Here is a 25,384-nt window from a genome sequence, read left to right as displayed (position 1 = left end):
TCAGTAGGAGGCGTGGAAGGTGCGGCGGATGACGTCGAGCTGCTGTTCGCGCGTCAGCCGCACGAAGTTCACCGCGTAGCCGGACACCCGGATGGTCAACTGCGGATACTTCTCCGGGTGCTCCATCGCGTCCTCCAGCGTCTCCTTCGAGAGGACGTTGAGGTTCATGTGGAAGCCGCCCTGGCCGAAATACATGTCGAAGGCGTTGACGGCGTTGTCCAGCGCCGCCGCCTCGTCGCGCCGCGCCATGGTCGGCGCGACCGAGACGGTGTAGCTGATGCCGTCCTGCGCATCGGCATAGGGCAGGCGTGCGACCGAGATGCAGGACGCGAGCCAGCCATGGTCGTCCCGGCCGTGCATCGGGTTGGCGCCGGGCGCGAAGGGTTCGCCCTTGCGCCGGCCGTCCGGCGTATTGCCGGTGGCCTTTCCGTAGACGACGTTGGAAGTGATGGTCAGCACCGACTGGGTATGGACCGCATCGCGATAGGTCGGGTGCTTGCGGATCTTCGCCATGAAGCGGGACACCAGATCCACCGCGATGTCATCCACCCGGCTGTCGGCATTGCCGTATTTCGGGAACTCGCCTTCGATCCGGTAGTCCACGGCGAGGCCGGTGTCGTCGCGGATGACATGCACCTTCGCGTGCCTGATGGCGGAAAGGCTGTCCGCCACGACCGAAAGGCCAGCGATGCCGAAGGCCATCGTGCGCAGGATGTCGCGATCGTGCAGCGCCATCTCCAGCCGCTCATAGAAGTACTTGTCGTGCATGTAGTGGATGCAGTTCATCGCGTGCACATAGGTGCGAGCGAGCCACTCCATGGATGCGTCGAATTTCGCGAAGACCTCGTCATAGTCGAGTACCTCGGCTGTGATCGGCGCCGAGGTCGGGGCAATCTGTTCTCCGCTTACCTCGTCCCGCCCGCCATTGATGGCGTAGAGCATGCATTTGGCGAGGTTCACCCGCGCGCCGAAGAACTGCATCTGCTTGCCGAGCCGCATGGCCGAGACGCAGCAGGCGATGCCGTAATCGTCGCCCCAATAGGGCCGCATCAGGTCGTCGTTCTCGTACTGCAGGGAGGAGGTGTCGCGGCTGATCTTGATGCAATAACGCTTGAAGGGGGCGGGCAGGTGCTTCGACCAAAGCACCGTGATGTTCGGCTCCGGCGCGGGGCCGAGATTGGTCAGCGTGTGCAGCAGCCGATAGCTGGTGCGGGTGACCATCGTCCGCCCGTTCATGTCCATGCCGCCGACGCATTCTGTCGCCCAATACGGGTCGCCGCTGAACAGCGCGTCGTATTCCGGCGTCCGCAGGAAGCGCACGATGCGCAGCTTCTGCACGAGCTGGTCGATCAGTTCCTGCGCACCGGCCTCGTCCAACGTTCCTTCGCGTAGGTCGCGCTCGATGAAGACGTCAAGGAAGGTGGAGATGCGGCCGACCGACATCGCCGCGCCGTTGGCTTCCTTGATGGCGCCGAGGTAGGCGAAGTAGGTCCACTGCACGGCCTCCTGTCCCGTCTCGGCGGGGCGGGTGATATCGCAGCCATAGCGCTTGGCCATCTCGGCAAGGTCGGCGAGGGCGCGCATCTGCTCCGCCAGTTCCTCGCGCTGCCGGATGATCTCGTCGGTCGGCCACATGTCGTCGAGCTGGGCGCGCTCCTGGCGCTTCACCTCCAGCAGGCGGTCCGTGCCGTAGAGCGCGACGCGCGGGTAGTCGCCGATGATGCGCCCGCGGCCATAGGCATCCGGCAGGCCGGTGATGATGCCGGACGTCCGGCATCGCATGATCTCCGGCGTATACGCATCGAAGACGCCGTCGTTGTGGGTCTTTCGGTACTTGGTGAAGATCTCGTGGACGGTCGGGTCCGCCGCGAACCCCGCCGCCTCGAGGCCCGCCTCGACCATCCGCAGCCCCCCGGCCGGGAAGATCGCGCGCTTGAAGGGCTTGTCGGTCTGCAGGCCGACGATCACCTCGCTGTCGCGGTCGATCCACCCGGGCGCGTGCGCGAGCATGCTGGAGGGAGCCGTGGCGTCGACATCCAGGACGCCCTTTTGCTGTTCCTCCTGGAAGTAGGGTTGCAGCTTTGCCCAGACGGCCTGTGTGCGTGCGCTCGGCGCGACCAGGAAGCCTTCGTCTCCCTCGTAGGGCGTGAGGTTCCTGACGATGAAGTCACGGACATCGATCGTCCGCTGCCAGGGGCCACTTTCGAAGCCGCGCCAGCACCGCGCTTCGCCAGATCCGGAGGGCTGGACACCGAGGTCGTTCATGATCGTTTCCTCCACCATTCTTCTTGTCTGTCTCGGATGCCGGCCCCACGACCGGCAGCCGGCGCGACTCACGATTTGCGGTCTTCATTCCCCGTGCTGACCTGGGCCAAAGCGATCGACGCGAGGCGTGACTCCACGCTGTCGGCGCGACTGGTGAGGATGATCGGGACGCGCGCGCCGAGCACGATGCCGGCGCTGTCGGCATTCGCGAGGTAGCTCAGCTGCTTCGCGATCATGTTCCCCGCCTCGAGGTCGGGTGCCAGCAGGATGTCCGCATCGCCGGCAACGGCGGATGCGATCTTCTTCACCGCCGCGGCGGCCTTGCTGATCGCGTTGTCGAAGGCGAGCGGGCCATCCAGCGTCGCGCCCGTGATCTGCCCACGGTCGGCCATTTTGCAAAGGGCCGCGGCATCCAGGGTGCTCGGGATCTGCGGGTTCACCGTCTCGACGGCGGAGAGGATGGCGACCTTCGGGTTCTCCACCCCGAGCGCGTGGAGCAGATCCACCGCATTCTGCACGATGTCGACCTTGGTCTTGAGGTCGGGCGCGATGTTGATGGCCGCATCGGTGATGAAGAGCGGCTTCGGGTAGCTCGGCACATCCATGGCGAAGACGTGGCTGAGACGGCGGCTCGTCCGGAGCCCGCCTTCGCGTGCCACGGCGGCGGACATCAGCTCATCCGTGTGCAGGCTGCCCTTCATGAGGCTAGCCGCGCGCCCCTCGCGGCACAGCCGCACCGCGATCGCGGCAGCCTCCTGTGGCGTCGCGGCTTCGACGATCTCGCAACCGGTCAGCGTCTCGCCCGCCTTGGTCGCGGTCTCCTCGATCAAAGCGCGTGGCCCAACCAGAATCGGCTGTAGCGCGCCCCGCCGGGCCGCCTGGATGGGGCCGAGGAGGCTGTCGCGGTCGCAGGGCCAGGCGACGGCGGCCGTCAGGGCCGGCAGTTCGGCGCTGCGCGCCATCAGCGCGGTGAGGTGCCGGTGCGTGTGCAGTTGGATGTCGGGACGCGCCCCGGGCTGGCGCGTAACCGGCGCTTCGGGCAGACGCACGGTGACCTTCGCCTCGGCCAGCGGTCCGCGAGGCACGGTCAGCAGGATGGCGATGAGCGCCGTCTCGCTGTCCGGTCGCGCCACGATGGTGCCGGTTGCCTCGATGCGTTCGCCGGGCACCGGCGGCGCGATGATCACGAAATCTTGCCCCAGTATGTCGGCGCCCGGTCCGGGAAGCCCCCTTGCCGTGAAATCAAGGATCAGGCCGTGCAGCAGCAGGGCGGCGGCCTGACTCGACAATTCGCCAGGTCTTGCGTCCGAGAAGCCGAACAACGCCGTGGCCAGATCGAACCCCTGGGGTCTGATCTCGTGTTCAAGGGTCACGCTCTGACCAACGAAGGCGGTTTGCCGCGTCGCGCCGGCGATCGGCTCGGAGATGCTGCCGGGCCCTGTCATGCAGTTGCTCCCAATGCAGAGAGTCCATCCCGATCGATGCCGCAGGCGCCGCGCGCGCAACGCTAGTAGCTATCCTTGCAGGAAGGCCTGCCCCTCGAGCGCGCAGACACCGAGCGGGCCCGTTCCACGCGGACGTTCAACCTCCCTGATCTACCCCACCACTGGCCGTTCATTGCGCGTGTGTATCGTGGCCTGACGTTCCTACTCAGCCGGCCTCACGCGCAAGGGAAATCAGCGGGATGGGCCAAGCATCGTTGTCTGGCGTAGCGGGCACATTCGAAGTCTCGATCCGGGAAGCCGATCGCACAGGGTTCCGGAGCAAGGCCGCGCTTCACCCGTTGAGCCGTGGACGCCCTCCGGTAGAGCGCTGCATGCGCTTCCGTCAGATTGGACCCAACGTGACCCGCCGACGGCAGTCTGCGACCCGCCCGGCGCCAAACTACAGGTTTCCTACTGGACGGAACTGCACCTCCCACCTCGCATCATGGCCTCGTGCGCGCACTAGGCGCGCTGTACAACGCCGATCCCGGACACGCCGTGCGCCAAGCCGAGAACAGAGCGCGATCGGTGGCAATTGCGATTGCGCCACGACGGCACTTGTTCTCCTCTTGGTGGGTGGGAGGGGTTGGGAGGAAGCGCAGTTGGCCGACGAGCCGGTACTCGATGTGTCCTTCGATCCCGCGGGCCGCAGACGGCGTACCCGCAGGCGGTTGGTGCGCATCGCAGTGCCCGCGGCCGGCGTCCTTCTCATCGCGGGCGCCATCCTCGGCATCGCGTTCTACGCCCACGACGCTAACCGGCGCGGCGCACTCGACCTCTCGTCCGACCTTTTCGAGACCCTCGAACAGCGCGTGGAGGAGGAGGTGAACGCCTTCCTCGGCCCGGTCGATCGCGCCGCCCGCATCGCGCGCGACGTCTCGGCGCTTCCCATCTCCAGCGAGCAGGGCCGGCTCGTCTTCGAACGCAGCGCCGCCTCCGTCCTGCGGGTGCTGCCGCAGGTTGCTCTGGCCGGCGCCGGGGACGCACAGGGCAACTACCTCTTCGTTCGTCGCCTGCCGGATGGCGGCGCCGAGACCAAGACCATCGTCAACACACCCGGCGCGCGGCGCGTGACCTTCCTGCGCCGGGACGCCGACGGCTTGGTGACGGGCACGGCCGAAGATCCCGCCGACACCTTCGACCCGCGCACGCGCCCCTGGTATCGCGGCGCGATCGCGGCGAATGGCCTGTCCTGGACCGACGCCTACGTCTTCTTCACCGCGCGTACGCCCGGGCTCACTGCCTCGCTGCCCGCCACCTGGCAGGGATCGCCCGGGGCAATCGGCCTCGACATCGAACTCGCCGCGCTGTCGCACTTCCTCTCCGGCCTGCGCGTCGGACGCTCGGGTCGGGCCATGATCCTCGACCAACAAGGGTACCTCGTCGCGCATCCCGACCCGTCGCGCGTGCTGCGGGAGCAGGATGGTAGCCTAGTCCCGGTGCGCCTCGACGAACTCGGGGATCCGCTCCTCACCCGCGCCTTCGACCATTTGCGCCTCGCCTCGGAGGTGCGCCGGGTGGAAGATGTCAACGGCACGCGTTACATCCTGCTAGCCAGCGAACTGGCTTCAGCCGGGCGTGGCTGGCGCGTGCTGATCACCGCACCGGAGTCCGACTTCACTGGCTTCGTTACCGCGAGCAACCAGAATGTGCTCGTCATGTCGCTCGGTGTCGTGGCGCTCGCCGGTCTGCTCGGCGTCCTGTTGGCACGACAGGGGCTGCGTGCGGACAGAGCGGCGCGGCAGGTGCTGCACCGATCCCGCGCGGTCGAGGCGCAGAGCCGCGCCTTCGCGACGCTCGCCGCGAACGCCAGCCTCTTCGATCCTGATAGCGAGACAGCCCCGCGCTCCCTGACGGAAGCCCTCGCCCATGCCACCGGAGCCCGGCGCGCGAGCATCTGGCGGCTGCTGCCCGGCAATGTCGCCCTGCACTGCGTGGACGTGTTCGAACGCGAGGCGAACGGCCATTTGGCTGACATCGAGTTGCACCGGCGCGAGATGCCTGCCCTGTTCCGACGCCTTGGTACGCGCGACGTGATTGAGGTGGCGGATGCGGCATTCGAACCCGCGACGGCGGAACTGCACCGCTCCTGGATGCATGGCTTCGGCAGCCGGGCACTGATCGCCGTGCCCGTGGAGATTGGCGAGACAGTCCTTGGCACCGTTCTGCTCGAGGACGTGCCGGAGGAGACTCCGGCCGCCACCGACTTCGCCCGAGCGGTCGCGAACATGGTGGCGTTACGGCTGCGCGGCCGTGTGGCCACCCCGGCGCCGGTCTCTGCTCCCGAGACTCCCGGCACTGCCCCCGAACCCGCCCGCGCCGGCCTGTCCGATGGCGCGCTGCTGCACTTCGGAGCCGAGGAGGTCGCCGCCGAGGTGCTGCCCGGCGTCGCGGTGATGGCGCTGCGCTTCACCGACCCCGTGGCGCTCGGCCGCGCCGGCCCGCCCGGCACGCCCATCGCCGACATCATCGCTGGGCTCTTGCAGGAGGTCGCGACGGCGCACGGCCTGCCCTACGCGCGGCTGACAGGCGAGGAGGTCTTCGCTGCCGCGGGCTTCACGCGCGAGGAAGCTGGTGTGCCGGCCGCGCGCCGCATTGCCGCCGCTGCGCTTGATCTGCGCGACCGCTGCGAGGCCCTTTTCGAGGAGGCGCGACAGCCGCCCGCATTCCGCATCGGCCTTGACCTCGGCGTCGCGATCGGCAGCAGCGTCGGACGGGGCCCGCGCTTCTTTAACCTCTGGGGCGATGCGGTGCGCACGGCGGACCACCTTGCCGAGACAGCCCCCGCCGGGGGGATCCAGGCAAGCGAACCGCTCTACGAGGCGCTGCGCCGGGACTTCATGTTCCGCCCGCGCGGCTCCTTCTACCTGCCGCGCGTCGGCGAGATGCGTTTCTTCATCCTGGCGGGGCAGGCATGACCGACGTTGCCGAGGCTCCCTCCTGGCTTGCCCGCATCGGTCGCCCGGTGCGCGTCCGCTTCGGCTACGCGCTGACAATGGCCGCCCTCGCAGCCGGCATCCTGCGGGAGACACTCCAGGTGCATACCTGGCGGCGAACGGTCCGCGCTGAGTTCCGGTGGATCTTGGTGCGGACCACGGGCGGTGGCCTGCCCACCATCCTCGTGACCGGCGTGCTGGTCGGCTTCGCCCTCGTCTACCAGGCGATCTACTGGCTGGGTCAAGCCGGGCAGGAGGGGCTGGTCGGGCGGGTGATCGTCACCGTCCTCGTGCGGGAGGTCGCGCCGGTGCTGGTCGGCTTCCTGCTGCTGGGGCGCAGCGGCATGGTCGCGATAGTCGAGCTCGGCACCATGCAGACTGCCGGGCAGGTCCACGCGCTGCGCGGCATGGGGCTCGATCCCTTCCGCGTGCTGGTGTTGCCCCGGGTGCTCGCCTTCGCCGTAGGGTGCTTCACGCTCGGCGTCGTCTTCGTGCTGGTCGCTCTGCTGACCGGCTTCGTCAGCGGCAGCCTGCTCGGCGTTGTGCGACTCTCCCTGCCCGGCTTCCTCGATGCCGTGCTGCACGCGATGGGACCACGCGACTTCCTGCTCTTCCCGGGCAAGCTGCTGGCAATCGGGGCGCTGGTCGGGCTCTCCGCCGTGCTGACAGGACTTTCGGCGGAACGCGGCGACAGCCTCACCACGCTGCTGCCGCGCGGCTTCCTGCGCGGCGTCCTCGCCGTGCTGCTCACCTCCGGCCTGCTGAGCCTGGCGGCGTGAGCGGCACGTCGGGACGCCCCCCCGTGCTGGCGATGGAGGCCGCACGCGACCTCGGGATGACCGAGGACGGGATCGTCCTCGACCTACGCCTCGAAGCCGGAGAACTCGCCCTCGTCCTCGCGCCTGAACCTAGCCGCGCGGCCCGCTGCGCCGACCTCGCGAGCGGCCTTGATCTGGCCGCGGAAGGGCAGGTCACCTTTCTCGGCTACGACTGGTCGCGCCAGCCCGATGACATCGCCGATGCACTGCGGGGACGCATCGGGCGCGTCTTCCACAACGGCGGATGGATCCCGTATCTCTCGCTCGCGGAGAACATCCTGCTGCCCCTGCTGCATCACACCCGCACCCCGGAGCCCGAGCTGCGCGATCGGGCGGCGGCCCTTGCGCATGCGTTCGGGCTGCCCGGACTGCCGCTCGAGCGACCAACCTCGGCGCCGGTCGCAGACCTCGCGCGGGCGGCCTGCGTGCGGGCCTTCCTCGGCGAGCCAATGCTGGTCCTGCTTGAGGATCCGCTGCAGCAGGGGCGCGTTCCCGACCTGGCCGCGCCGTTGCGCGACGCCGTTGCCGCCGCGCGCGCGCGCGGCGCAGCGTGCCTCTGGATGACCTCGAACGCCATGTTCTGGGGCGATTCCAGCCCGCCAAGCAGCCAGCGCCTAGTGCTGAGCGACCGTGGCTTCCGTCGCGGACGGGCGCGCCCATGACGGCGCCGCGCCCATCCTCGCGCCGCTTCGGCCTGCGCAACGCCGACGAATGGGTAGGGCTGCTCGTCCTGCTGGCGGTGGCGGCCTTTGTCGCCGGGGTGCTGCATGTCGGCGTGCTGCGCGATTGGATGCGCACGACGGCGACGCTGCGTGTCCTGCTTCCGGCCCAGGGTGTCTCGGGCCTGTCGGTCGGCTCGGAGATGGAAGTGCTGGGCACCAGGGCCGGCACGGTTCGCCGCATCACCTTCGAGCCGAACCAGCGCATCATGGCGGAGGTCGACGTGGAGGAGCAGGCACGCCCCTTCATCCGCCGCGATTCCGCGGCTGTCATCCGGCGCCGCTTCGGCGTCGCCGGCGCGGCCTATCTCGACGTACTGCAGGGCACCGGGCCGCCGCTTGACTGGTCCTTCGCATTGATCGAGGCAACCAGCGAACGCGCACCGACGGAGACGGTCGGCGCCATGCTGGACGAGGTGCAGCGGCGGGTCTTCCCGCTCCTGGACGACCTGCAGCGCGCAGCGCATTCCGTCGCGGAACTGTTCGACCGCGTCGAACGGGGCGAGGGTTCCATCGGCAGGCTGGTCACGAGCGACGCGCTGGCGCGCACGGTGGAGGGGGCGGCAACGGATGTCGCCACGATCATCCAGGCCATGGCCCGCCTGGTCGAACGCTTGGACGGCGTGGCGGAACAGGCGAGCCGCTTGGTCGGCGAGGCAGGCTCGGGAAGTTCCGGCATTCCGGCACTGATCCGCCGCGTGGACCAGACGGTCGCGAGCCTGCAGCAGGCGACGCGCGATATTGCCCGCGCGACGCCGCGACTGCCGCAGACTCTGCGTAACGTGGAGGAAGGCGCCGCCAACCTGCCGGCGCTGCTGACGCAGACGCAGCAGACGACGCGCGAACTCGAGCTGCTGTTGACCCAGTTGCGGGGGCTTTGGCTGCTGGGGGGTGGCGGACCGCCCCCGCCCGAACCGCGGCGGCCGCCGTCGGAGCGGTTGCGACCGTGAGGCTGGCCGGCATCCTTGCGGTGCTCGCGGTTGCCGCCTGTGGCGGCTCCGCCGTGCCACCTGCGCCGTCGCAGGACGAGACGTTGGCGCGCAATGCGCGGGCAGGGCGCCTCGCGCTGGAACTCGACCGACCGATCGAGGCGGCGCGGCTCTATGGACAGGCGCTTGCACGCGCGCGCGAGCGGGACGATGCGGAGGCGATCGCTGACGCAGCCACCGGGCTGGCGGCCGCGGAGCTCGACCGCGGTCGCCCGCGCGAGGCTCTCGAGGTGGCACGCGCGACACGCGTCGAACTCGGGCGCCGGGCCGTGCCCGCACCGGCCGCGCTGAGCTTGGCGGAGGCTGTGGCCCTCTACCGCCTGGGCGACAATGCCGGCGCGAGTGCCGCAGCCGGTAGGGCTGCCGATACCGCTGGCGACGATGTCGACGCGCTCCGGCGGGCGATCTTCCTGCGGGGGCTCGTGGCCGCGGCACGAGGGGACCGGGACGGCCTGGCTTCGGCACGGCAGTCGCTCGGCACCTCGCCGGAAGGAGCATTTCAGGCAGACGCGAGGGAGCTGGAAGCACTGACCGCGCTGGCAGCCGGCGACGTGACGGGCGCCCGGGACGCGGCGGCGGCGGCGGCCGAGGCGCGGCGCGACGCGATGGACTACCGGGGTCTGAGCCGGGCGCTCGCGATCCAGGCCGAGGCGGCGCACCGGGCCGGGGATGGCGCCGCGGCTGCAGATCTGTGGCTGCGCGCGGGCCGCGGTGCTTCCCGGCGCGGTGAGGACGCAGAGGCGCGGCGTTGGCTCATGGCAGCGCAGACCGAGGGGCGTCGGTCGGGGCAGCCCGAGATCGTTGACGCCGCGCGCGCGGAGCTGCGTGACCTGGAGGCGGGCGGCGATCGTAGATAGTTGGTGCGAGTGGGAACGTCACGGAAGGCGTCGTTTTTTTGTCGTCACCGACAGCGTCGCCGCGCCGAGATCGAATGTCGCCGTCGGCGAGATGTTGCGGGCCATGACGCGCACGGTGTTGTTCGACCAGGCGAAAGCGTCGAGCTCGATGAAGCGCGTCGGCGAGGCGAGCGCCGCATGGGCGATGTCCCCCTGCCGCGCGCTGGGCACCGTGACGTCGAGCAGGCTGGTCGCACTAGGTGCGAGGCTCGGCATATCCCAGGACATCTCCGCCGCAAACTCCCGCTGCTCTGCGGCAACGCGGGCGTGCCGCAGAGCAGCGCCGGTGCCGCCTCCGGCAGCCCATAGAGCCTTAATGCCTCGAACTCGATCTGCCCGTCGAACCCCACGATGCCGATCTGCGTGCAGGCCACAGAAAGCAACAAGATGATCCCGACCTTCGCTTGGCTTCGCACTGCTTCAGAGCGAATGGTCGGGAGCGCGGAGAGCACCGCGACGCCCCGCCGAGGATGAGATCGCGGGGCTCGGGCTAATAGCACCCGGATCATCGGGTGCGGAACCGGAGCCCGACGATGACGAAGCTATCCGACACCCAGCGCAGCATCCTTAGCCAGGCCAGCCAGCGCGCTGACCGGCTGGCCATCCCGCCCGAGCGCCTACCCGCCGCGGCCCGGCAGACGGTGGCGAAGTCGCTGCTCAAGCAGGGGTTCGTCAGCGATGAACACGCCAGTGCCTACAACGCACGGGATGCCTGGCAGATCGACGGCCAGACCGGGCTGCTGCGCATCACCGACGCGGGGCTGCGCGCCATCGATGTCGAGCTGGAGATGGCCACGGCGGTGGACGAAGTGGAACTCGGCGGGATGAGCGTGGCCGAGCATGATGCGGCGCAGGCGCTCGCCCAGGCCGCGCTCGACGCCGGCGTGGGGCTCGGCGCCGACGCCGCGGGTGGGGAGGAGCCGATGACGGCATCGGTCTGCGGCGCCCGACCCGACGTGGCCCTCTTCCCCATGGCGGGTCAGGGAGACTCACTGGCGGCGTTTCCGCCTCCGCCGCCATCCAGCAGCGACGAAGCCGCCCAGGCACCTCAGCGCCCACCTGTGCCTCGGCACGGCGCCAACGGCCGCGCGGCTGCCCTGCGGATGGCTGCGGCAAGTCTTGCGGCCACGTGGGACGGGCCCGAGCGCGAGGGCATGGACGCGGCCATCGCCGCCCTGCGGGAAGCGCTCGCCGCCCCGCCTGCGCGTTCAGCGCGTCCAGCCCGTGACACTGGGGCGCCGCGCCCGCCCCGCACCGGCACCAAGCGGGCGACGGTCCTCGCCCTGCTGTGCCGGGACGAGGGCGCCTCGATCGCCCAGGTTATCGACACCACCGGCTGGCAGCAGCACACGGTCCGCGGCTTCCTCGCCGGCCTCAAGCGCGAGGGGATCGCGGTGTATGTGCTGGAGCGCGTCCGCGAGGTCGGCCCAAACAAGCAGGGTGCCAAGGGGTCCTACTCAATCTATCGCATCGCCACAGCCACCACCCCGGCAGAAGCCGGCTGATGCGCCTCGGCGCACGGGCTGCGCGTCTCGCGGTCGGGCTCATCCGGGTCTCGACCGCCGAGCAGGGCAACATCGGGCTGGGGCTTGAGGCCCAGCAGGCGAGCATCCGGTCCTTCGTCGCCGCGCAGGGCTGGACGCTGGTGGCGGAGTACTCCGACATCGCCTCCGGCAAGGACGACAGGCGGTCGGGGTTCCAGGCCGCCCTCGCCCGCTGCCGGCGATTGGACGCCGTGCTGGTGGCGGCGCGGCTCGACCGCATCACCCGCCGCGCGCACACGTTGTCGCAGTTGCTGGAGGACGGGTTCTCGATCCGCGCGGCGGACATGCCCGGGGCGGACGACCTGATGCTGCGGATCTACGCGGCGATGGCGCAAAAGGAGCGGGAACTGATCAGCGAGCGGACCCGGGCGGCGCTGGCGGCGGCCAAAGCTCGGGGGAGAATCCTCGGCGGGGACAGGGGTTATCGGCCGACGTCGGGCCCGGACCCCGCTGCCGCAACTGCCACACGGCGCGAGGTAGCAGAGCGGGCGGCTCACCGGTTGGGGTTGGAGGTCGCACGGCTCCGAGCTATCGGCGTGGACGGATATGCCTCATTGGCGCGCGCACTGAACGAGCGGGGCGTGCCGACACCGCGCGGTTGTGGTGCCTGGACGCACACGACCGTGGCACGGGTATTGGCGCGCACGGCGGCTGCATGAGCACCTATCCTCCACCAGGACGTACCTGCACCGCGGCCAGGTGATCGCCGCCCCACCCTTCAGGTGCTGGATGCCGCTCCAGCTGCGCCGGCAGGTCGCGCAGCCAGGACGGGCGTTCATCCGATGGCCCGCCTTGCAGGTGCGGCATGATGCTCCGCGGGGGCATGGCAGAGCAGGCCGCCACCAAGCAGGCTGCACCGGCCAGGTAAATGATTCGCAGGTGCGAGTGCTGCAATCCGCGTCCCTCTCAGCGGAGGCTTGTAGCAGAAGCGCCGAGGCACATCGCCTGTTCACCACCCACCAACGGTCGTTGGTCGGTGGTGAACAGATGCGATCAAGGTGCGCTGCGGTCGGCAGACGGATCGACGTCCAGCGTCGGTCGCGGCCTGGCCGGATCGGAGAGCCTGACGATCTCGACCTGGATTGCCCGGGCGCCGTCCCCGCCCGACGCGTCCGGATCCGGCCGCTCGCGCCAGCCGCCTCGCGCCTTCATCCAGAAGATCGCCGCGGCCACATTGTTGCCCTGCGTCGCCATGCGGAACAGCGCCTTCGCCACCTTGCTGTTGGCCTCCACCTCCGCCAGTTCCAGTTCCTCGCCCAACTGGGCGATCAGCGCCGCCGCCTCGATCCGCAGGTGCATCGCGATGTGCCGCCGCGAGACCCCGAGCCCCGCCATCGCGCGCGCCACCCGGCACTGCTCCTCCGTCAGGGTGGGCCGGCCTTCCGGCGCGGCAGCGTTCGACGCGGGACCGTTCATCAGCCCTCCTCCTTTGTCTCGTCGCTGATCCTCACCTCGATCTGCGGCCGCGAGATGCGCCCGCTGCGTATGATCGCCTCCAGCTGCGCATCCGTCAGCTGCTCCAGATCGTCGAACACCGGCTTGATCTCGACCTTCTCGCGCCAGCCGGCCCGGGCCTTCATCCAAAAGATCGCCGCGGCGACGTTCTTACCCTGCGTCGCCATCTGGAACAGCGACTGCGCCACCTTCGCATTCGCCTCCACCGTCCCGCGGTCCATCTCCTCCCGGAAGTGCTTGCGCAGGGTCTTGGCATCGATGCCGAGGAAGGCCGCGATGTCGGTGTGCGGCACCCCGAACCCCGCCATGGTCTTCACCGTGCGGCGCTGGTCCGGCGTCGGGTCATACCGGCGCATGGTTGCTCTCCGCCGCCGTAGGGGCCGCCGTGCGGCCGGCAGGGGCGACGGCAGGAGCCAGGCGGCCGAACAGGGCACCATCCGCCTCGCGGACCGCCGCCTGCCCGGTGAAGGCCCCCCAGCGCGCCACCGCGACGTCGACATAGGCCGGCGACAGCTCGATCGCGTGGCAGGCCCGCCCCGTCATCTCCGCGGCAATGATGGTAGTGCCGCTGCCGCTGAACGGCTCGTAGAGCGCCTGGCCGGGCGAGGAATTGTTCTCGATCGGCCGGCGCATGCATTCGACGGGCTTCTGGGTGCCGTGGACGGTCTCGGCGTCCTCGCTGCGTCCGGCGATCTGCCACAGCGTCGTCTGCTTGCGGTCGCCGGTCCAATGCCCTTGGCCACGCACGGCGTACCAGGCGGGCTCGTGTTGCCAGTGGTAGTGGCCGCGGCCGAGCACCAGGCGGTCCTTGGCCCAGATGATGTGGGCGCGGATCTCGAAACCGCAGGCGGTCAGGCTGTCGGCGACCGTGGTGGCGTGCAGGGCGCCGTGCCAGACATAGGCGACCTCGCCGGGGAACAGCGCCCAGGCCTCGCGCCAGTCGGCGCGGTGGTCGTTCTCGACGCGGCCGGTGCGGGTGGTGGTGCTGAGCCCGGCGCGGTTGCGCCAGGCCGGGTCGTAGGCGACGCCGTAGGGCGGGTCGGTGACCATGAGGTGGGGGCGGGCGTCGCCAAGTGCAGCGGCGACAACGGCCTCATCCGTGCAATCCCCGCATGCCAGGCGGTGGCGGCCCAACAGCCAGACATCGCCCGGCTGGGTGACCGGCGTTTCGGGCAGGGGCGGGATGTCGTCCGGGTCGGTGAGGCCCGCAGTCGGCTCGGCGAGGAAGCCGGCGATCTCGTCGGCGTCGAAGCCGGTCAGGCCGAGGTCGAAGCCGACCTCCTGCAAGTCGAGCAGTTCCAGGCGCAGCAGATCCTCGTCCCAGCCGGCTGAGAGGGCGAGACGGTTGTCCGCGAGGACGTAGGCGCGGCGCTGCGCTGGGGTGAGGTGGGCGAGCTCGATCACCGGCACCTCCTCCAGCCCCAGCTTGCGCGCGGCGAGCACGCGGCCATGGCCGGCGATGATGCCGTTGGCGCCATCGGTTAGCACCGGGTTGGTGAAGCCGAACTCGCGGATCGAGGCTGCGATCTGCGCGACCTGCTCATCGGAGTGGGTTCGCGCATTGCGGGCGTAGGGAATCAAGTCGGCAACGCTCGCCTTTTTGTAGGCGGGGAAGTCTGCGTGCGTGGAGTCAGGCGGCGGCATGGAGGCCTCCAGGGAGAATGCGATGGTGGCGAAGGAGGAAAAGGTCCGCTTGCAGCGCGCTGGTGGCGCACGCGTGAGATTGCGCTTCGAGCCCTGACGATGCCGTAGGGGGTTTAGGGGGTTTCGGGGCTCTCCCGAGGTCCTCCCTATGAAACTGTCATGCGCATACGGATGAGAGGATTCTGTCTCTGACAGTTTCCCCGCGTTGACTGGACGAAATCCCCCAAACCCCCGAAACCCCCTAACCGGAGTATCCTTCTCGGGGCAGGTCGTCGGGAGATCAGGCCGCTTCACGGCCCACCTCCCTGATCTCCCTCAGGGTCCAGGTAGCCGCTCCGCCGATCTCACCTCCGCGCTCGAACCGCCAGCGCCCGACGATCCGCCCCTCATTGGCGGCAAGCCAGCGCCCGAGGCGTCTGCTATTCACAGCCCCGCCCTCGCCGGCCACAGCGAGTAAAGCTTCCCGAAAGTCCGGTTGGACGAACTCCTGCTTCGAGTGGATTGACCCCATCAGCGTCCGCTGCGCCGTAGCAGCATCGATGACCGCACGTACGGCGACGCGCCTGTCGCCGAGCGCGCTCCACCACTGCGTCATCACCGCGGTGATGGCCTCGAGCTTGGGATCCTCCGCGCGAATGGTCTCCATGCTGACGACGGGGTCGGCTTCGCCGAGCCAGATCAGCGCGCCGCGCACCCAGTCGCTCCAATCCTCGAATGAGCCGAGCGGATCGGCCTGGCGAGGACGCCCTGCCACGTGGAAGGCGCGCAGCACCGTCAGCGCGGCGACGAGGTATCTCGAGCGCTCAGCCCGCAAGGTCGTGATGGGATCAGAAGCGAACCGCCTCAGCTCCGGCCGCTCACATTGTGGATCGAGCCGGCAGAGGATGGCACGCCGCGTCATGTCCCCCATGAGGGTCAGGTTGTTGCCCGTTGCCGTGACCAGCGCAGTCGTCGGCAGCTCCGGCACCTCCGATCGACCGAGGATCCGCATCCGCACCGTCGTCTGCGTCAGCATCTGGCACAGGAAGTCGCCACCGAGGGGGCCTTCGCAGTTGTCGATGGCGACGCCTGCCTCACCGGCGAGCAGCTGCGCAGCCAGGCGCTTTTCGAGTTCCTCCTCGGTCCGCCCCTGGGCGATCACGGCTGCCAGCTGGCCACTGGCAGTCAGGGTGGCGATATCCACCAGCTTGGATTTTCCGGACCCGGCCACCGGCGCGTCGAAGCCGTGCAACGGCGCCGTGCGCAGGCTGCGCCGGACTACTCCGGTCAGGACCGCCGAGACGGCCACTGATCGATCCACTGGCCCGACGAAGGGGAACTCGGCGATCAGCGTGATCAGCACGTCGAGAGCGGCGCGGGCTTGCGTCCAGGTCGGCTGGGCGGGGATGGATGGGTACCGCCCGGCCGCCACCTCCAATAGCAACCCAGTAGCCTCGTCGTACCCTGGGGCAGAGAGAATCGATCCGTCGGCGCGCAGCGTCGGCGCGTTGAGCAGGCCAGTGAGCACGCGTAGGTCCCAGCGGCCGATACGCTGCAGGTAGGTGTTCGCGACGGATATCGGCGCGTCAATGCTGACCCAGGCCTCGGAGCGCCGATCGAACTTCTCCCAGTTTGCAGCCTCGGTCATCGCCTCGACGATGGCGCGATCACCCTGATGGATGATGCGGCGCCGCTCGCCCTCGCCGGTCGCCGCTGGACTGGTCCGCACCGTGCCGACACGCACGATGAAGGTACCGCGCTGGTAGAGGCCGAGATTGGCAGTGATGAGGGCTTGTTCGGCCTGGTCGACGATCTCGTGCAGCTTGCCCGGCGTGTACTGGATCGTTGGCGGTGGCGGCTTGCCCCCGACTAAGAAGTCGGGGTTGATGAGATCGCTAACCGACAGCCATCCTTGCTCGATCATCTGCTTGAGGAAGGCGAGGTGGTCGTGCTCGGCGCAGTGGTTGTGCATGCAGTGCAGCACGAAGCGCCCGGACTCCGACTCCGAGGCGTTGATCGCGATAGTAGCGAAGTCGTCCGTGGCGGAAGTGTGGGTGGCGGCATTGACGCAGCGGAGGTGGTGTTTGCGCTCGACCACCCTGCCCAAGAGCACGTCGGGGCGGCGGGCCCGGAGCGCGGTGACGATCTCAAAGCGCCGAGCATGGCTTCGCTCCCAGAGGCTCAGGTCGAACACCTCCCCGGTCATGGCGTCTGTGACCTCGGGCGGATCTAAGGGGGAGGCCTTGCGCTTGCGGGGACGCTCGGTGCGTGCGGCGCGCGTGACGGTCGGCAGCGAGAAAATGTCGCAGGGGGCGCCTTCGAGGATCGCGATCTCAGGAGGCAGGCCATCCGCAGGTCGGCGAGGCAGGTAGAACAGCCGTGACGTGTCGGTGCAGGACTGGTCGTGCCGAAGGCGCAGAGCAGCGGCGACGGCCTCGACGCGCTCCCTCCACGCCTCGTTCGCAAGCTTCTGGGAGCCATGGTCGGCCGCCCGCCACGGACGCGCCAGCGGGAGTACGATGCGGAATTTCGGGCAGGGTTGGTGGCGGAAGGTAACGTCGTCCCCGACCTCGCAAACTACGGCGGCGCCCGCCGCCACCGCCGGCAGGTAGCCCTTGTCCTGGACGAGGTAGCCAGCGGCATCAGCGCCGTGCTGGGCTCGGTACCTGTCCCAGTTGCTGCGCTTGCAGGAGGTGGTGGTCGTCAGGTGGCTATGGGTGGAGGCGGTGATAGCCTGCCAACCGCGTGCCGCAATTGCGGAACGGATCTCGTCCAGGGGCACGCCGCTATCGCTGTCGAGGACGGCGAGGTCGATCTGCTCGGCATCGGACTTGTGGCGACGCGCGCCACGAAACACCGCGGGAGTGAAGCAGGCGCCCTCTTTCGAACCTACTTCATGCGTTGTTAGTAAGGTGACGAGATCAGGCCAAGCCAACAGGCGGCGGTCGGTCCATGGCGCCGTCTGCATGAAGTGTCCGAAGGTAAGCCGATAGCGTCGACGGGAGACATATCCGTCGGGCCCGTCTTGTGACGTGTCGCGGTAGTTTGGTCGCTTGAACCCTGTCTCGTCGTCCAGCACGCCCACCTCTCAGCCAGCATGGTGTCGCCGGTTGGTGTGGGTGTTCCGACTCCCTCGATCCAACGCCGGGATTCACTTGCGGTCGCGTTGGATCGCGCCGCTGGATCGCGCTCGCAGCGCTGCGTACTTCTTCCCCAGCACTTTCGCGATCGTGGAGGCAGTAGGCGTCTGATGGAGCGTTACCTTCGAGGCAATCCAAGCAGCAAGAGCAGCCGCCTCTTGCGACAGGCTGGGCATCAGCTCGCCCTGTTCGGCCCGATGCACCATCTTGCCTTTCACAATAGGCAGCAAACTGATCTTGCCCGGAGGGATGAGCGTGGCGTCCGGCGAGGCGATAACGCGACGGGCGTGCTCCTCGAGCAGGTAGAGGATCTCCTCACCACTCAACCTCGCGACGGATCCTGCATCGAAGCGGAGTGGCGGATCCGCGTCTCCATTCTGCGCTCGACCGAGCGCGGTCCAAGGCGATGGCCGCTTCGAGACAGATATCGCGAGATACCGCCTCTTTGCGCGGGTCGCGACGTTGGCGGTCAGGTCAAAGTGGAGTTCAGAAGCCCAGAAATTCGGGATCGCCTCGGGCTGCGCGTCCGGATCTTCGCCGGACAGGACGCCCTCCAGGTAAAGTTCACCCCGCTCGACCCGACGTCGAAAATCCGCTGCAAGATCCTCCCACGCAGCGATCAGGAGCGTCAGATCTCCGGCAAACGCCCACGTCTGAGCCGTCGGCTGCAACCATTCAGACTCGTCCAAGAGCTTCGGCATCGAAAAGGACCGAAGGTGGTAGGCGAGGTTCTTCCGTTCCTCAGCGCCGATTCGATCCACGATGTCGCCGTCACACCAGCGGATCATCGCCTCAAGCAAGGTCAGATGTTCTGTCGTATCAGCTGTGGTCATCTCGCGGTCCAACTCCCTGGCGACGGCATCAATTCTCAACCTCCACGATCATGCCAACGCAAGGGCGGTCGCGCGCGACCCGACGGTGAATCCTACTAATGGCCCGCCAGTCCCGCGCAGCGTTGACGCACCTCCCGCCCCACTTGCACGAGGTCTGCGACATCCTCGCCCGTGGCCTTGTGCGGCTGCGAAGCCGCACCGCCGAGGAGTTCGATCGCGACCCCGGAACCGGCCCGGAGAGTTCGCTACACTTCACCGCCCACCAGAGCGTGCATGCGGCTCCCTCGGAGAGGAGTTGCGCATGACCGCCCGCACCTATGCCGGCGATGCCATCGAGCCCGTCGCACGCACTATTTCTGCCATTCCAAAGGATCAGGTCCTGGGCCGGCTGGCCTGGATCCAGACCGCACCCATCGGCGAGCTGAAGGCCGAATGGCGCGTGCTGTTCGGCAAGGAACCGCCACCGTTCAGCCGCAGCTACATCACCAGCCGGCTGGCCTACCGCATCCAGGAACTGGCCTATGGCGGCCTGAAGCCGGAGACACGGGCGCGCCTCGAGGCGCTGGGCGAGCAACTGGATGGCGGCAATGTCGTGCTCCGGCGCATCCGCGCTGACAGCCGGCCGCTGCCGGGCACGCGGCTGATCCGGGAGTATGACGGCGTGCAGCACGTCGTCACCGTCCGCGCCGATGACTTCGAGTATGAGGGGCGGCCCTACCGATCCCTCTCCGCCACCGCGCGGCACATCACCGGCACGCGGTGGAATGGCTGGGCGTTCTTCGGGCTCCGGCAGCCGGGAGGCGGGGCATGAAGCGGAAGGCACCTGCCGGTGAGGCGATGCCGTCGACCACGAAGAAGCTGCGCTGCGCGGTCTACACGCGCAAATCCACGGACGAAGGGCTTGAGAAGGAGTTCAACACCCTCGACGCGCAGCGCGAGGCCTGCGAAGCCTATGTCGCGAGCCAGCGTGCCGAGGGGTGGACCCTGGTGCGGGACCGCTACGACGATGGCGGATTCTCCGGTGGAACCCTGGAACGCCCCGCCCTGAAGCGACTGCTGGCCGATATCGAGCAGGACCTCGTCGACGTCATCGTCGTCTACAAGATCGACGGCCTATCACGCTCACTAATTGACTTCGCCAAGTTGGTCGAGACCATGGAGGCGCATGGCGTCACCTTCGTCTCGGTGACGCAGTCCTTCAACACCACCACCAGCATGGGGCGGCTGACGCTCAACATCCTGCTCTCCTTTGCGCAGTTCGAGCGCGAGGTCATCGGGGAGCGGATCCGGGACAAGGTTGCGGCGTCGAAGGCCCGCGGCATGTGGATGGGCGGGAAGGTGCCGCTCGGCTACGACGTTGCCAACCGGAAGCTGGTGGTCAACGAGCCGGAGGCCGCGCGCGTGCACCGCGTGTTCGAGTTGTTCGTGGAGACCGGGTCGGGCGTGGAGACGGTGCATCGCCTGCAGGCGGAGGGTGTCACCAGCAAGTCCGGGAAGCTGCTGGACAAGGGCGACGTCTACAAGGCGCTGAACCTGCGGACCTACATCGGCGAGGTCACGCACAAGGCGAACATCTATCGCGGCGAGCACCAAGCCATCGTGCCGCGGGATCTCTGGGACCGGGCGCACGCCATCCTGCAGGTGAGCCCGCGCAGCCGCGCGGCGCAGAATCGGCAGCATGCCCCGGCCCTGCTCAAGGGGCTGATCTTTGGCATCGACGGTCGTGCGATGTCGCCGACGCACGCGGTGAAGAATGGCCGGCGCTATTGCTACTACGTCGCCCAGCGGGTGCTGAAGGCCGACACGGTCGTGGACGACACCATCGTACGGCGCGTGTCGGCTGCGCAGATTGAGGGCGCCGTGATCAGCCAGGTGCGAGCCCTGCTCCGGCAGCCGGAGATCGTGGTTGGCACCTGGCTTGCGGCGCGTCGGGAGGCGCCGGGCCTGACGGAGCGCGAGGTCCGGGACGCGCTACATCGGCTCGACCCGTTGTGGGAGGAACTGTTTCCGGCAGAGCAGGCGCGGGTCGTGCGGGCGCTGGTGGAGCGGGTGGTCGTCGGGCCCGCCGGCGCCGACATTCGGCTCCGCGTCGAGGGGCTGGCCGGATTGGTCAGGGATCTCGGCACCATCGCGCCTGAAGCCTTGAGGACGGCTGCATGACCGGCGCCACTAGCATAACGGTCCGGGTGCCGCTGAAGATCCGGCGGCGGCCGGGGCGGAAGACCGTGGTGACGCCGGTGCAGGAAGGCGACGAGGCCGCCATCCCGACGCGAGCCGACCCGGCGCTGGTGAAGGCGCTCGCACGGGCATTCCGGTACCAGAAGCTGCTCGACGACGGGCGGTACGCGTCGATCACCGAGATGGCGGCGGCGGAGCAGGTCGAGCGGGGATACCTGGGCTCGCTGCTGCGGCTGACGCTCCTGGCGCCAGACCTCGTCGAGATGGTGCTGGATGGTCGGGCAATAGATCGCGTTGCGCTTCCGGCTCTGCTGGAGCCAGTTCCTCTGGTCTGGGGACATCAGTGGGAACACCTGATGTCGGGCAAGCCGACGCGGCGCGCTGAACCGGGGCGCGCCGCGGGTCCCAAATCGTAGGTCGACGTCAAATCCTACCGCTTCGGGAGCCAGCGTTTTGCGATGCGGCAGGCAACGGTGAAGGCGGGGTTGAAGACATTGCCGACATCGTAGCAGACGACCTGGCCCATCAGGTGGCTGGCGGCGCGGGCATCCAGGCCGTAGTCCTCGCCCAGCCAGCGCGACATCTCCGTCGTGGCGTGCTGCAGCGCCTGGTCCAGCGGCCGGGCGTTGCCGACGGTGAAGATGTGGTCGGCCGTCTCGCCGCGCGGCCAGGTGATCGTCCGCTTCAGGACGTGGAACGTTACCTCTATCTCGAAGGATGTCTCGATGCCGGTGCCGGTGATCTCCTCGTCGCCTTGGCAGGCATGCCCGTCGCCGAGATAGAAGAGCGCGCCCGGCACTGCGACGGGAAACCAAGCAGTCGTGCCCGGCGCGAACAGGCGGTAGTCCATGTTGCCGCCATTCTGTGCGCTGGTCGCGGTGGACAGTGCTTGCCCGCCCGCCGGCGCGACCCCGAAGCAGCCCATCATGGGCTGGATCGGCGGTGCGAACTCCTCCAGCCCCTTCACCGTCTCCTGCAGGCGCACCGTCCCGGCCGCGCGGTCGATATCCCAGACGGCGCGCTGCTGCGGCGGCCGGTCGATGATGGCGGCCGGATCCAACACGGTCAGGGCGAGCGGCGAGTAGGTCCAGCCCGTTGCACCGCTTGGTGTCAGGCGATCGATCCGCACGGCCAGCGTGTCGCCAGGTTCGGCGCCGTCGATGAAGAACGGGCCGGTCATCGGGTTCGGGCGCTTGGCGACGGCGACCTCCCGCGCGTCGAGGCCGGAAGCGTCGACGGTGTCGGTCACCACCGTGTCGCCATCAGCAACGCGCAGGCAGGGTTCGGCGACGCCGATCGCGTTGAAGTAGCGCGTGGGACGAAAGCGATGCGTGGCCATGGGCCCCTCGTCGACATCTTGTTTGCATCGGCTGACGGATCCGCGCCAAAGCTGCTCCAGCCACGCTAGGAAGGCGGTCGCGTGCCGGTCAACTGGAGGCTGGGCGGCGGCGGGCCCCTCCGCTAAGGCCCGCGAACGGGATCGGATCAGAGGAAGCTCGAGTTCGTTACGACGCGCCACGGAAAGACTTGTCGGACTCGCATCTTGGTTTCAGAGTGGTAAGCCACAATAAACCGCAGCCGATGACAAAATGACCGCCCACGCGAGCGTCATACTCCAGGCGCAGCCGAGAGAGAAAGCCGGCGCCCGCACCGGCGCGCGGTTCGCCTTTCAGGTTCATGCGTCCCTAGAGAAGCTCCTCGAGCTTCACGAGGCGGGCCATGACTACCGGGCCCTGTTCGACCACTTCGACGATCTCACCATTATGGTGGGCTCTGGCGAGCCAACCGGCCTGAGGCTTTACCAGATCAAGGGTCGGGAGCCCGGGCCGTGGAAGCCGGGGAACCTCTGCGTCGCTTCGGGCGACGCGCCGCGCACCACGATCGGGAAGATGTACCATCACACCGTCGCGTTCGGCGGCCAGGTCGAGGCCGCCATCTTCCTCACCAACGCGCCCTTCGAGTTCAACCTTGCCGCCGGCGGGTTGTCCACGCCGGACCACATGGCGATCGCGTATCCGGAGCTCGCGGCGAAGGCCAAGGCAACCTTCGCCAAGGCGCTCGAGCCCGACTTCCCCTCGCCGCGCACGCCGGATGAGGGCAACATCATCCACTTCGAGCGCACGCGCGTGCCACTGCACAGCTACGACACGTACATGAGGGGTCGCCTGATCGAGCTGTTCAGCGACCTGCCTGGCCCGGCAATCGCCCCGCTATACCGCACGCTGGTCGCCGACGTCACGGCGAAGTCGAATGACACCACGGTTTGCGCCACGATCGATGAGCTCTACGGGCGCAAGGGCCTTTGCCGCGGCGACGTGGACAACGTCCTTGCCGCGGCGCAGAAGCATCGCAACATCCTCGACCACTGGGGCAGCGTCGAGCAGGAGCTGACGGCGGCGGGCCAAGCGCTACCGGCGCGGCTGCGCCTGCAGAACACCATCGCCACGTACCTGCGCAATAGGTCGAAGCGCACTCCCGCGACTACCAAGCTCCACGCCGCGCTGAAGCACGCCGCGGCGACCGCCAGCTGCAGCCTGTTGTCGGCCGCAACCCTGATCGACGCGGCGGCCCTGCTCGCCGGCCAAGTGGATCCCGACCTCAAGGCGGCTTACGATGATCTGACGTGGGAGGCGGCGCTTCTCGTCGAAGCGTTCGATGCAGTGAATGGCCAGTGACCGCGATTATGGCCTGCGGCGGTTGTTGCTAAGCCTCGGGGGACGGCGTCGTGCGCACGATGAAGTTTCAAAAGGTCTTTCTTCTCTCACGCGAGAGACGCCGGGCCCTGACGATGGAGTTCAATCCGGGCGCGACGGTGATCCAAGCCCCGAACGGGTTCGGCAAGTCCGCGCTCCTGAAAAGCCTGTATGACACCTTCGGCGCGGAGCCGCATCGCATCGACGACAACTGGAAGTCGGAGCGGGTGGTCTCGGCGGTCGAGTTCGCCATCGATGGCGTGGTGCGGACCATCGTGAAGTCCGCCGGCACGTACGCGATCTTCGACGGGGCGGGCCCCGGACATTTCCAGACCAGCTCGGTCTCATCGGAGCTGGCGCCACACCTGGCCGAGCTGCTCGATTTCCGCCTGCTAATGACCGACAAGCGCGACGACGTTGTCGTGCCCCCTCCGGCTTATGCCTTCGCGCCGTACTACGTCGACCAGGACAAGAGCTGGAACTCCGCCTGGACGCCGTTCAAAGGCATGTACCTCTCGGATTCGGCGCGGGTCCTGGCGGATTACCACTCCGGCCTCAAGCCAAACGAATACTACGTGGCCCTGGCCGAGCGCGAGAAGACGAAGCGGGAACTCGGCGAAGTGCAGCAGCGCCGGCGCGGCCTAGTTGACGCCGTGTCCCACCTTGAGCAGGCGAGTCCCGATGCGGGGCTACACCTGACGCTGGACGACTTTGCAGATGAGACGGCACGCTTGGTGGCCGAGAGCCAACGCCTGCACGAGCGCGAGGTCGAGCATCGGGAGAAGCTGGCCGAGCTTGCCGATGTGCGCTCGCTCTGGTCGGCGCAGCTCGCCGTCGCCAAGGCGGCGCTAGCCGAGCTGGACGAGGTGTTCGCCAGCGCGACGCATCAGCCGGTCGACGTGGAATGCCCGAGCTGCGGCGAGCACTACTCCAACGACATCGCAGCGCGCTTCAAGATCGCGTCCGATGGCGACACTCTAACGGCGGTGGCGCAGAAGGCGCAGGAGGAGATCCGCAAGACGAGCACCGAGATCGAAAAGGTGCAGTCGAACGTCGCCGCGGTCGCCGAGGCGATCACGCGCGTGCAGGCCGTGCTCTCGGTGAGGCGCCGCGACATCAGCCTGGGCGACGTCGTCGCGGCCGAGGGCCGGAACTCGGCGACCCGCATCCTTCGCCGGCGGATCGAGGAGGCTGAGACCCAGATCGGGCAGCTCACGGCGCGGATCGACGAGATGGTCGCCGAGATGAACCGGGCGCTGGACCGGAAGCGCTCCCGGTCGATCGAGGCCTGCTTCGCCAGCCACCTCAGTCGCGCGGCACAGCGGCTCGACGTCGGGCTGCACAGTGGCAGTTCGATCACCTTGCCGCCCCGGGCGCGCGGCAGCGAGGGGCCTCGCGGCCTGGCGGCCTACTACTACGCGTTCCTCCACACCGCGCGCGAGTACGGCTCGGCGACGTTCTGCCCCATCGTGGTCGATGCGCCCAACCAGCAGGGCCAGGACCGAGAGCACCTCCCGGCGATGATCCAGTTCCTGGTCAGGGACCGTCCGAACGACAGCCAGCTCATCCTGGCCGTGGAAGAGGCGGTCGGTGTGTCCGGTGAGGAGGCGACCATCGTCCGCGTCGGGCAGGGGAGGAACCGCCTACTAAGCGAGGAGGCCTACGACGACGTAGCGGCCCACATCATGCCGTTTCTGACCCGGATGGTGCTCTAGACATCATGCCAATCACCCCGGTCACATGATCTGCAAGTCACCCGCGGTTCGGCTAACCGATGCAGGCGCTCCGTCGCGACACCCAGGCCCGCACGC

General features: G+C 68.4%; 21 protein-coding genes. 12 read left to right on the top strand and 9 right to left on the bottom strand.

Annotated features, from left to right (window positions below; translation table 11 throughout):
* The gene (pflB, locus tag GXW76_RS05290) at positions 1–2,265 is read right to left on the bottom strand and encodes a formate C-acetyltransferase (protein WP_211860946.1); all 2,265 of its coding nucleotides are present in this window, start codon (positions 2,263–2,265) and stop codon (positions 1–3) included.
* A gap of 68 nt (positions 2,266–2,333) precedes the next feature.
* A complete protein-coding gene (locus tag GXW76_RS05285) occupies positions 2,334–3,710 on the bottom strand; it encodes a bifunctional enoyl-CoA hydratase/phosphate acetyltransferase (protein ID WP_211860945.1) in 1,377 nt (458 codons plus the stop codon).
* 371 nt (positions 3,711–4,081) lie between these two features.
* On the opposite strand from GXW76_RS05285, the gene GXW76_RS05280 reads away from it, so the two are divergent.
* Genes GXW76_RS05280 through GXW76_RS05260 form a run of 5 tightly spaced genes read left to right on the top strand, consistent with a single transcriptional unit; the run spans position 4,082 to position 10,068 of the window.
* Positions 4,082–6,667, top strand: coding sequence for a cache domain-containing protein (locus GXW76_RS05280; RefSeq protein ID WP_211860944.1), 2,586 nt, complete (start codon positions 4,082–4,084; stop codon positions 6,665–6,667).
* Entirely contained in the window at positions 6,664–7,464 is an 801-nt protein-coding gene (locus tag GXW76_RS05275; protein WP_211860943.1) for an MlaE family ABC transporter permease, read from the top strand. Before GXW76_RS05280 ends, GXW76_RS05275 begins: the two co-directional genes overlap by 4 nt.
* Positions 7,461–8,165: a P-loop NTPase family protein gene (locus GXW76_RS05270; protein ID WP_211860942.1), complete on the top strand. Its 705-nt coding sequence runs from the start codon at positions 7,461–7,463 to the stop codon at positions 8,163–8,165. Before GXW76_RS05275 ends, GXW76_RS05270 begins: the two co-directional genes overlap by 4 nt.
* Positions 8,162–9,172: an MlaD family protein gene (locus GXW76_RS05265; RefSeq protein WP_211860941.1), complete on the top strand. Its 1,011-nt coding sequence runs from the start codon at positions 8,162–8,164 to the stop codon at positions 9,170–9,172. The genes GXW76_RS05270 and GXW76_RS05265 overlap by 4 nt, the downstream gene beginning before the upstream one ends.
* Positions 9,169–10,068 (top strand): hypothetical protein, encoded by a 900-nt coding sequence (locus GXW76_RS05260; RefSeq protein WP_211860940.1) that lies wholly within the window; start codon positions 9,169–9,171, stop codon positions 10,066–10,068. Before GXW76_RS05265 ends, GXW76_RS05260 begins: the two co-directional genes overlap by 4 nt.
* An 18-nt stretch (positions 10,069–10,086) precedes the next feature.
* On the opposite strand, the gene GXW76_RS05255 is transcribed toward GXW76_RS05260, so the two are convergent.
* The gene (locus GXW76_RS05255; RefSeq protein WP_211860939.1) at positions 10,087–10,335 is read right to left on the bottom strand and encodes a hypothetical protein; all 249 of its coding nucleotides are present in this window, start codon (positions 10,333–10,335) and stop codon (positions 10,087–10,089) included.
* A gap of 305 nt (positions 10,336–10,640) precedes the next feature.
* On the opposite strand from GXW76_RS05255, the gene GXW76_RS05250 reads away from it, so the two are divergent.
* On the top strand, positions 10,641–11,612 hold the full coding sequence (locus tag GXW76_RS05250; protein ID WP_211860938.1) for a DUF3489 domain-containing protein: 972 nt from the start codon (positions 10,641–10,643) through the stop codon (positions 11,610–11,612).
* Entirely contained in the window at positions 11,612–12,310 is a 699-nt protein-coding gene (locus GXW76_RS05245; protein ID WP_211860937.1) for a recombinase family protein, read from the top strand. The genes GXW76_RS05250 and GXW76_RS05245 overlap by 1 nt, the downstream gene beginning before the upstream one ends.
* 334 nt (positions 12,311–12,644) lie before the next feature.
* Here the strand turns inward: GXW76_RS05245 and GXW76_RS05240 are convergent, their stop codons facing one another.
* From GXW76_RS05240 to GXW76_RS05220, 5 genes are all read right to left on the bottom strand, one after another.
* Complete coding sequence (locus GXW76_RS05240; protein WP_211860936.1) at positions 12,645–13,067, bottom strand: hypothetical protein; 423 nt, start codon at positions 13,065–13,067, stop codon at positions 12,645–12,647.
* On the bottom strand, positions 13,067–13,462 hold the full coding sequence (locus GXW76_RS05235; protein WP_211860935.1) for an SAM domain-containing protein: 396 nt from the start codon (positions 13,460–13,462) through the stop codon (positions 13,067–13,069). The genes GXW76_RS05240 and GXW76_RS05235 overlap by 1 nt, the downstream gene beginning before the upstream one ends.
* Complete coding sequence (locus GXW76_RS05230) at positions 13,449–14,750, bottom strand: site-specific DNA-methyltransferase (protein ID WP_211860934.1); 1,302 nt, start codon at positions 14,748–14,750, stop codon at positions 13,449–13,451. Before GXW76_RS05230 ends, GXW76_RS05235 begins: the two co-directional genes overlap by 14 nt.
* A 280-nt stretch (positions 14,751–15,030) precedes the next feature.
* Complete coding sequence (locus GXW76_RS05225; protein WP_211860933.1) at positions 15,031–17,808, bottom strand: hypothetical protein; 2,778 nt, start codon at positions 17,806–17,808, stop codon at positions 15,031–15,033.
* Between the two features lie 72 nt (positions 17,809–17,880).
* Entirely contained in the window at positions 17,881–18,702 is an 822-nt protein-coding gene (locus GXW76_RS05220) for a hypothetical protein (RefSeq protein WP_211860932.1), read from the bottom strand.
* Between the two features lie 301 nt (positions 18,703–19,003).
* Here GXW76_RS05220 and GXW76_RS05215 point away from each other — a divergent pair, with 301 nt between their 5' ends.
* From GXW76_RS05215 to GXW76_RS05205, 3 genes are read left to right on the top strand one after another with little or no spacing between them, the layout of a single operon-like run.
* Entirely contained in the window at positions 19,004–19,513 is a 510-nt protein-coding gene (locus GXW76_RS05215) for a DUF2924 domain-containing protein (RefSeq protein WP_211860931.1), read from the top strand.
* Positions 19,510–20,862 carry a recombinase family protein gene (locus GXW76_RS05210; protein ID WP_211860930.1) on the top strand — a complete coding sequence of 451 codons (1,353 nt, stop codon included), beginning with the start codon at positions 19,510–19,512 and terminating at the stop codon, positions 20,860–20,862. The genes GXW76_RS05215 and GXW76_RS05210 overlap by 4 nt, the downstream gene beginning before the upstream one ends.
* Positions 20,859–21,296, top strand: a complete 438-nt coding sequence (locus GXW76_RS05205; protein ID WP_246513934.1) for a hypothetical protein — start codon at positions 20,859–20,861, stop codon at positions 21,294–21,296. The genes GXW76_RS05210 and GXW76_RS05205 overlap by 4 nt, the downstream gene beginning before the upstream one ends.
* A 14-nt stretch (positions 21,297–21,310) precedes the next feature.
* On the opposite strand, the gene GXW76_RS05200 is transcribed toward GXW76_RS05205, so the two are convergent.
* Positions 21,311–22,219 (bottom strand): acetamidase/formamidase family protein, encoded by a 909-nt coding sequence (locus tag GXW76_RS05200; protein ID WP_211860929.1) that lies wholly within the window; start codon positions 22,217–22,219, stop codon positions 21,311–21,313.
* A gap of 250 nt (positions 22,220–22,469) precedes the next feature.
* Between GXW76_RS05200 and GXW76_RS05195 the strand changes: the two genes are divergently transcribed.
* Together GXW76_RS05195 and GXW76_RS05190 are read left to right on the top strand one after the other, a co-directional pair.
* Positions 22,470–23,555, top strand: coding sequence for a dsDNA nuclease domain-containing protein (locus GXW76_RS05195; protein ID WP_211860928.1), 1,086 nt, complete (start codon positions 22,470–22,472; stop codon positions 23,553–23,555).
* Positions 23,556–23,605: 50 nt separating this feature from the next.
* Entirely contained in the window at positions 23,606–25,288 is a 1,683-nt protein-coding gene (locus tag GXW76_RS05190) for an ATP-binding protein (RefSeq protein ID WP_211860927.1), read from the top strand.
* The last annotated feature ends 96 nt before the right edge of the window (positions 25,289–25,384 follow it).

The sequence above is a fragment of the Neoroseomonas soli genome (genome assembly GCF_018129065.1).
Lineage (GTDB): Bacteria > Pseudomonadota > Alphaproteobacteria > Acetobacterales > Acetobacteraceae > Neoroseomonas > Neoroseomonas soli.
The sequence above is the reverse complement of the archived record's forward strand: the minus strand, read 5'-3'. Positions and strand labels throughout refer to the sequence as shown.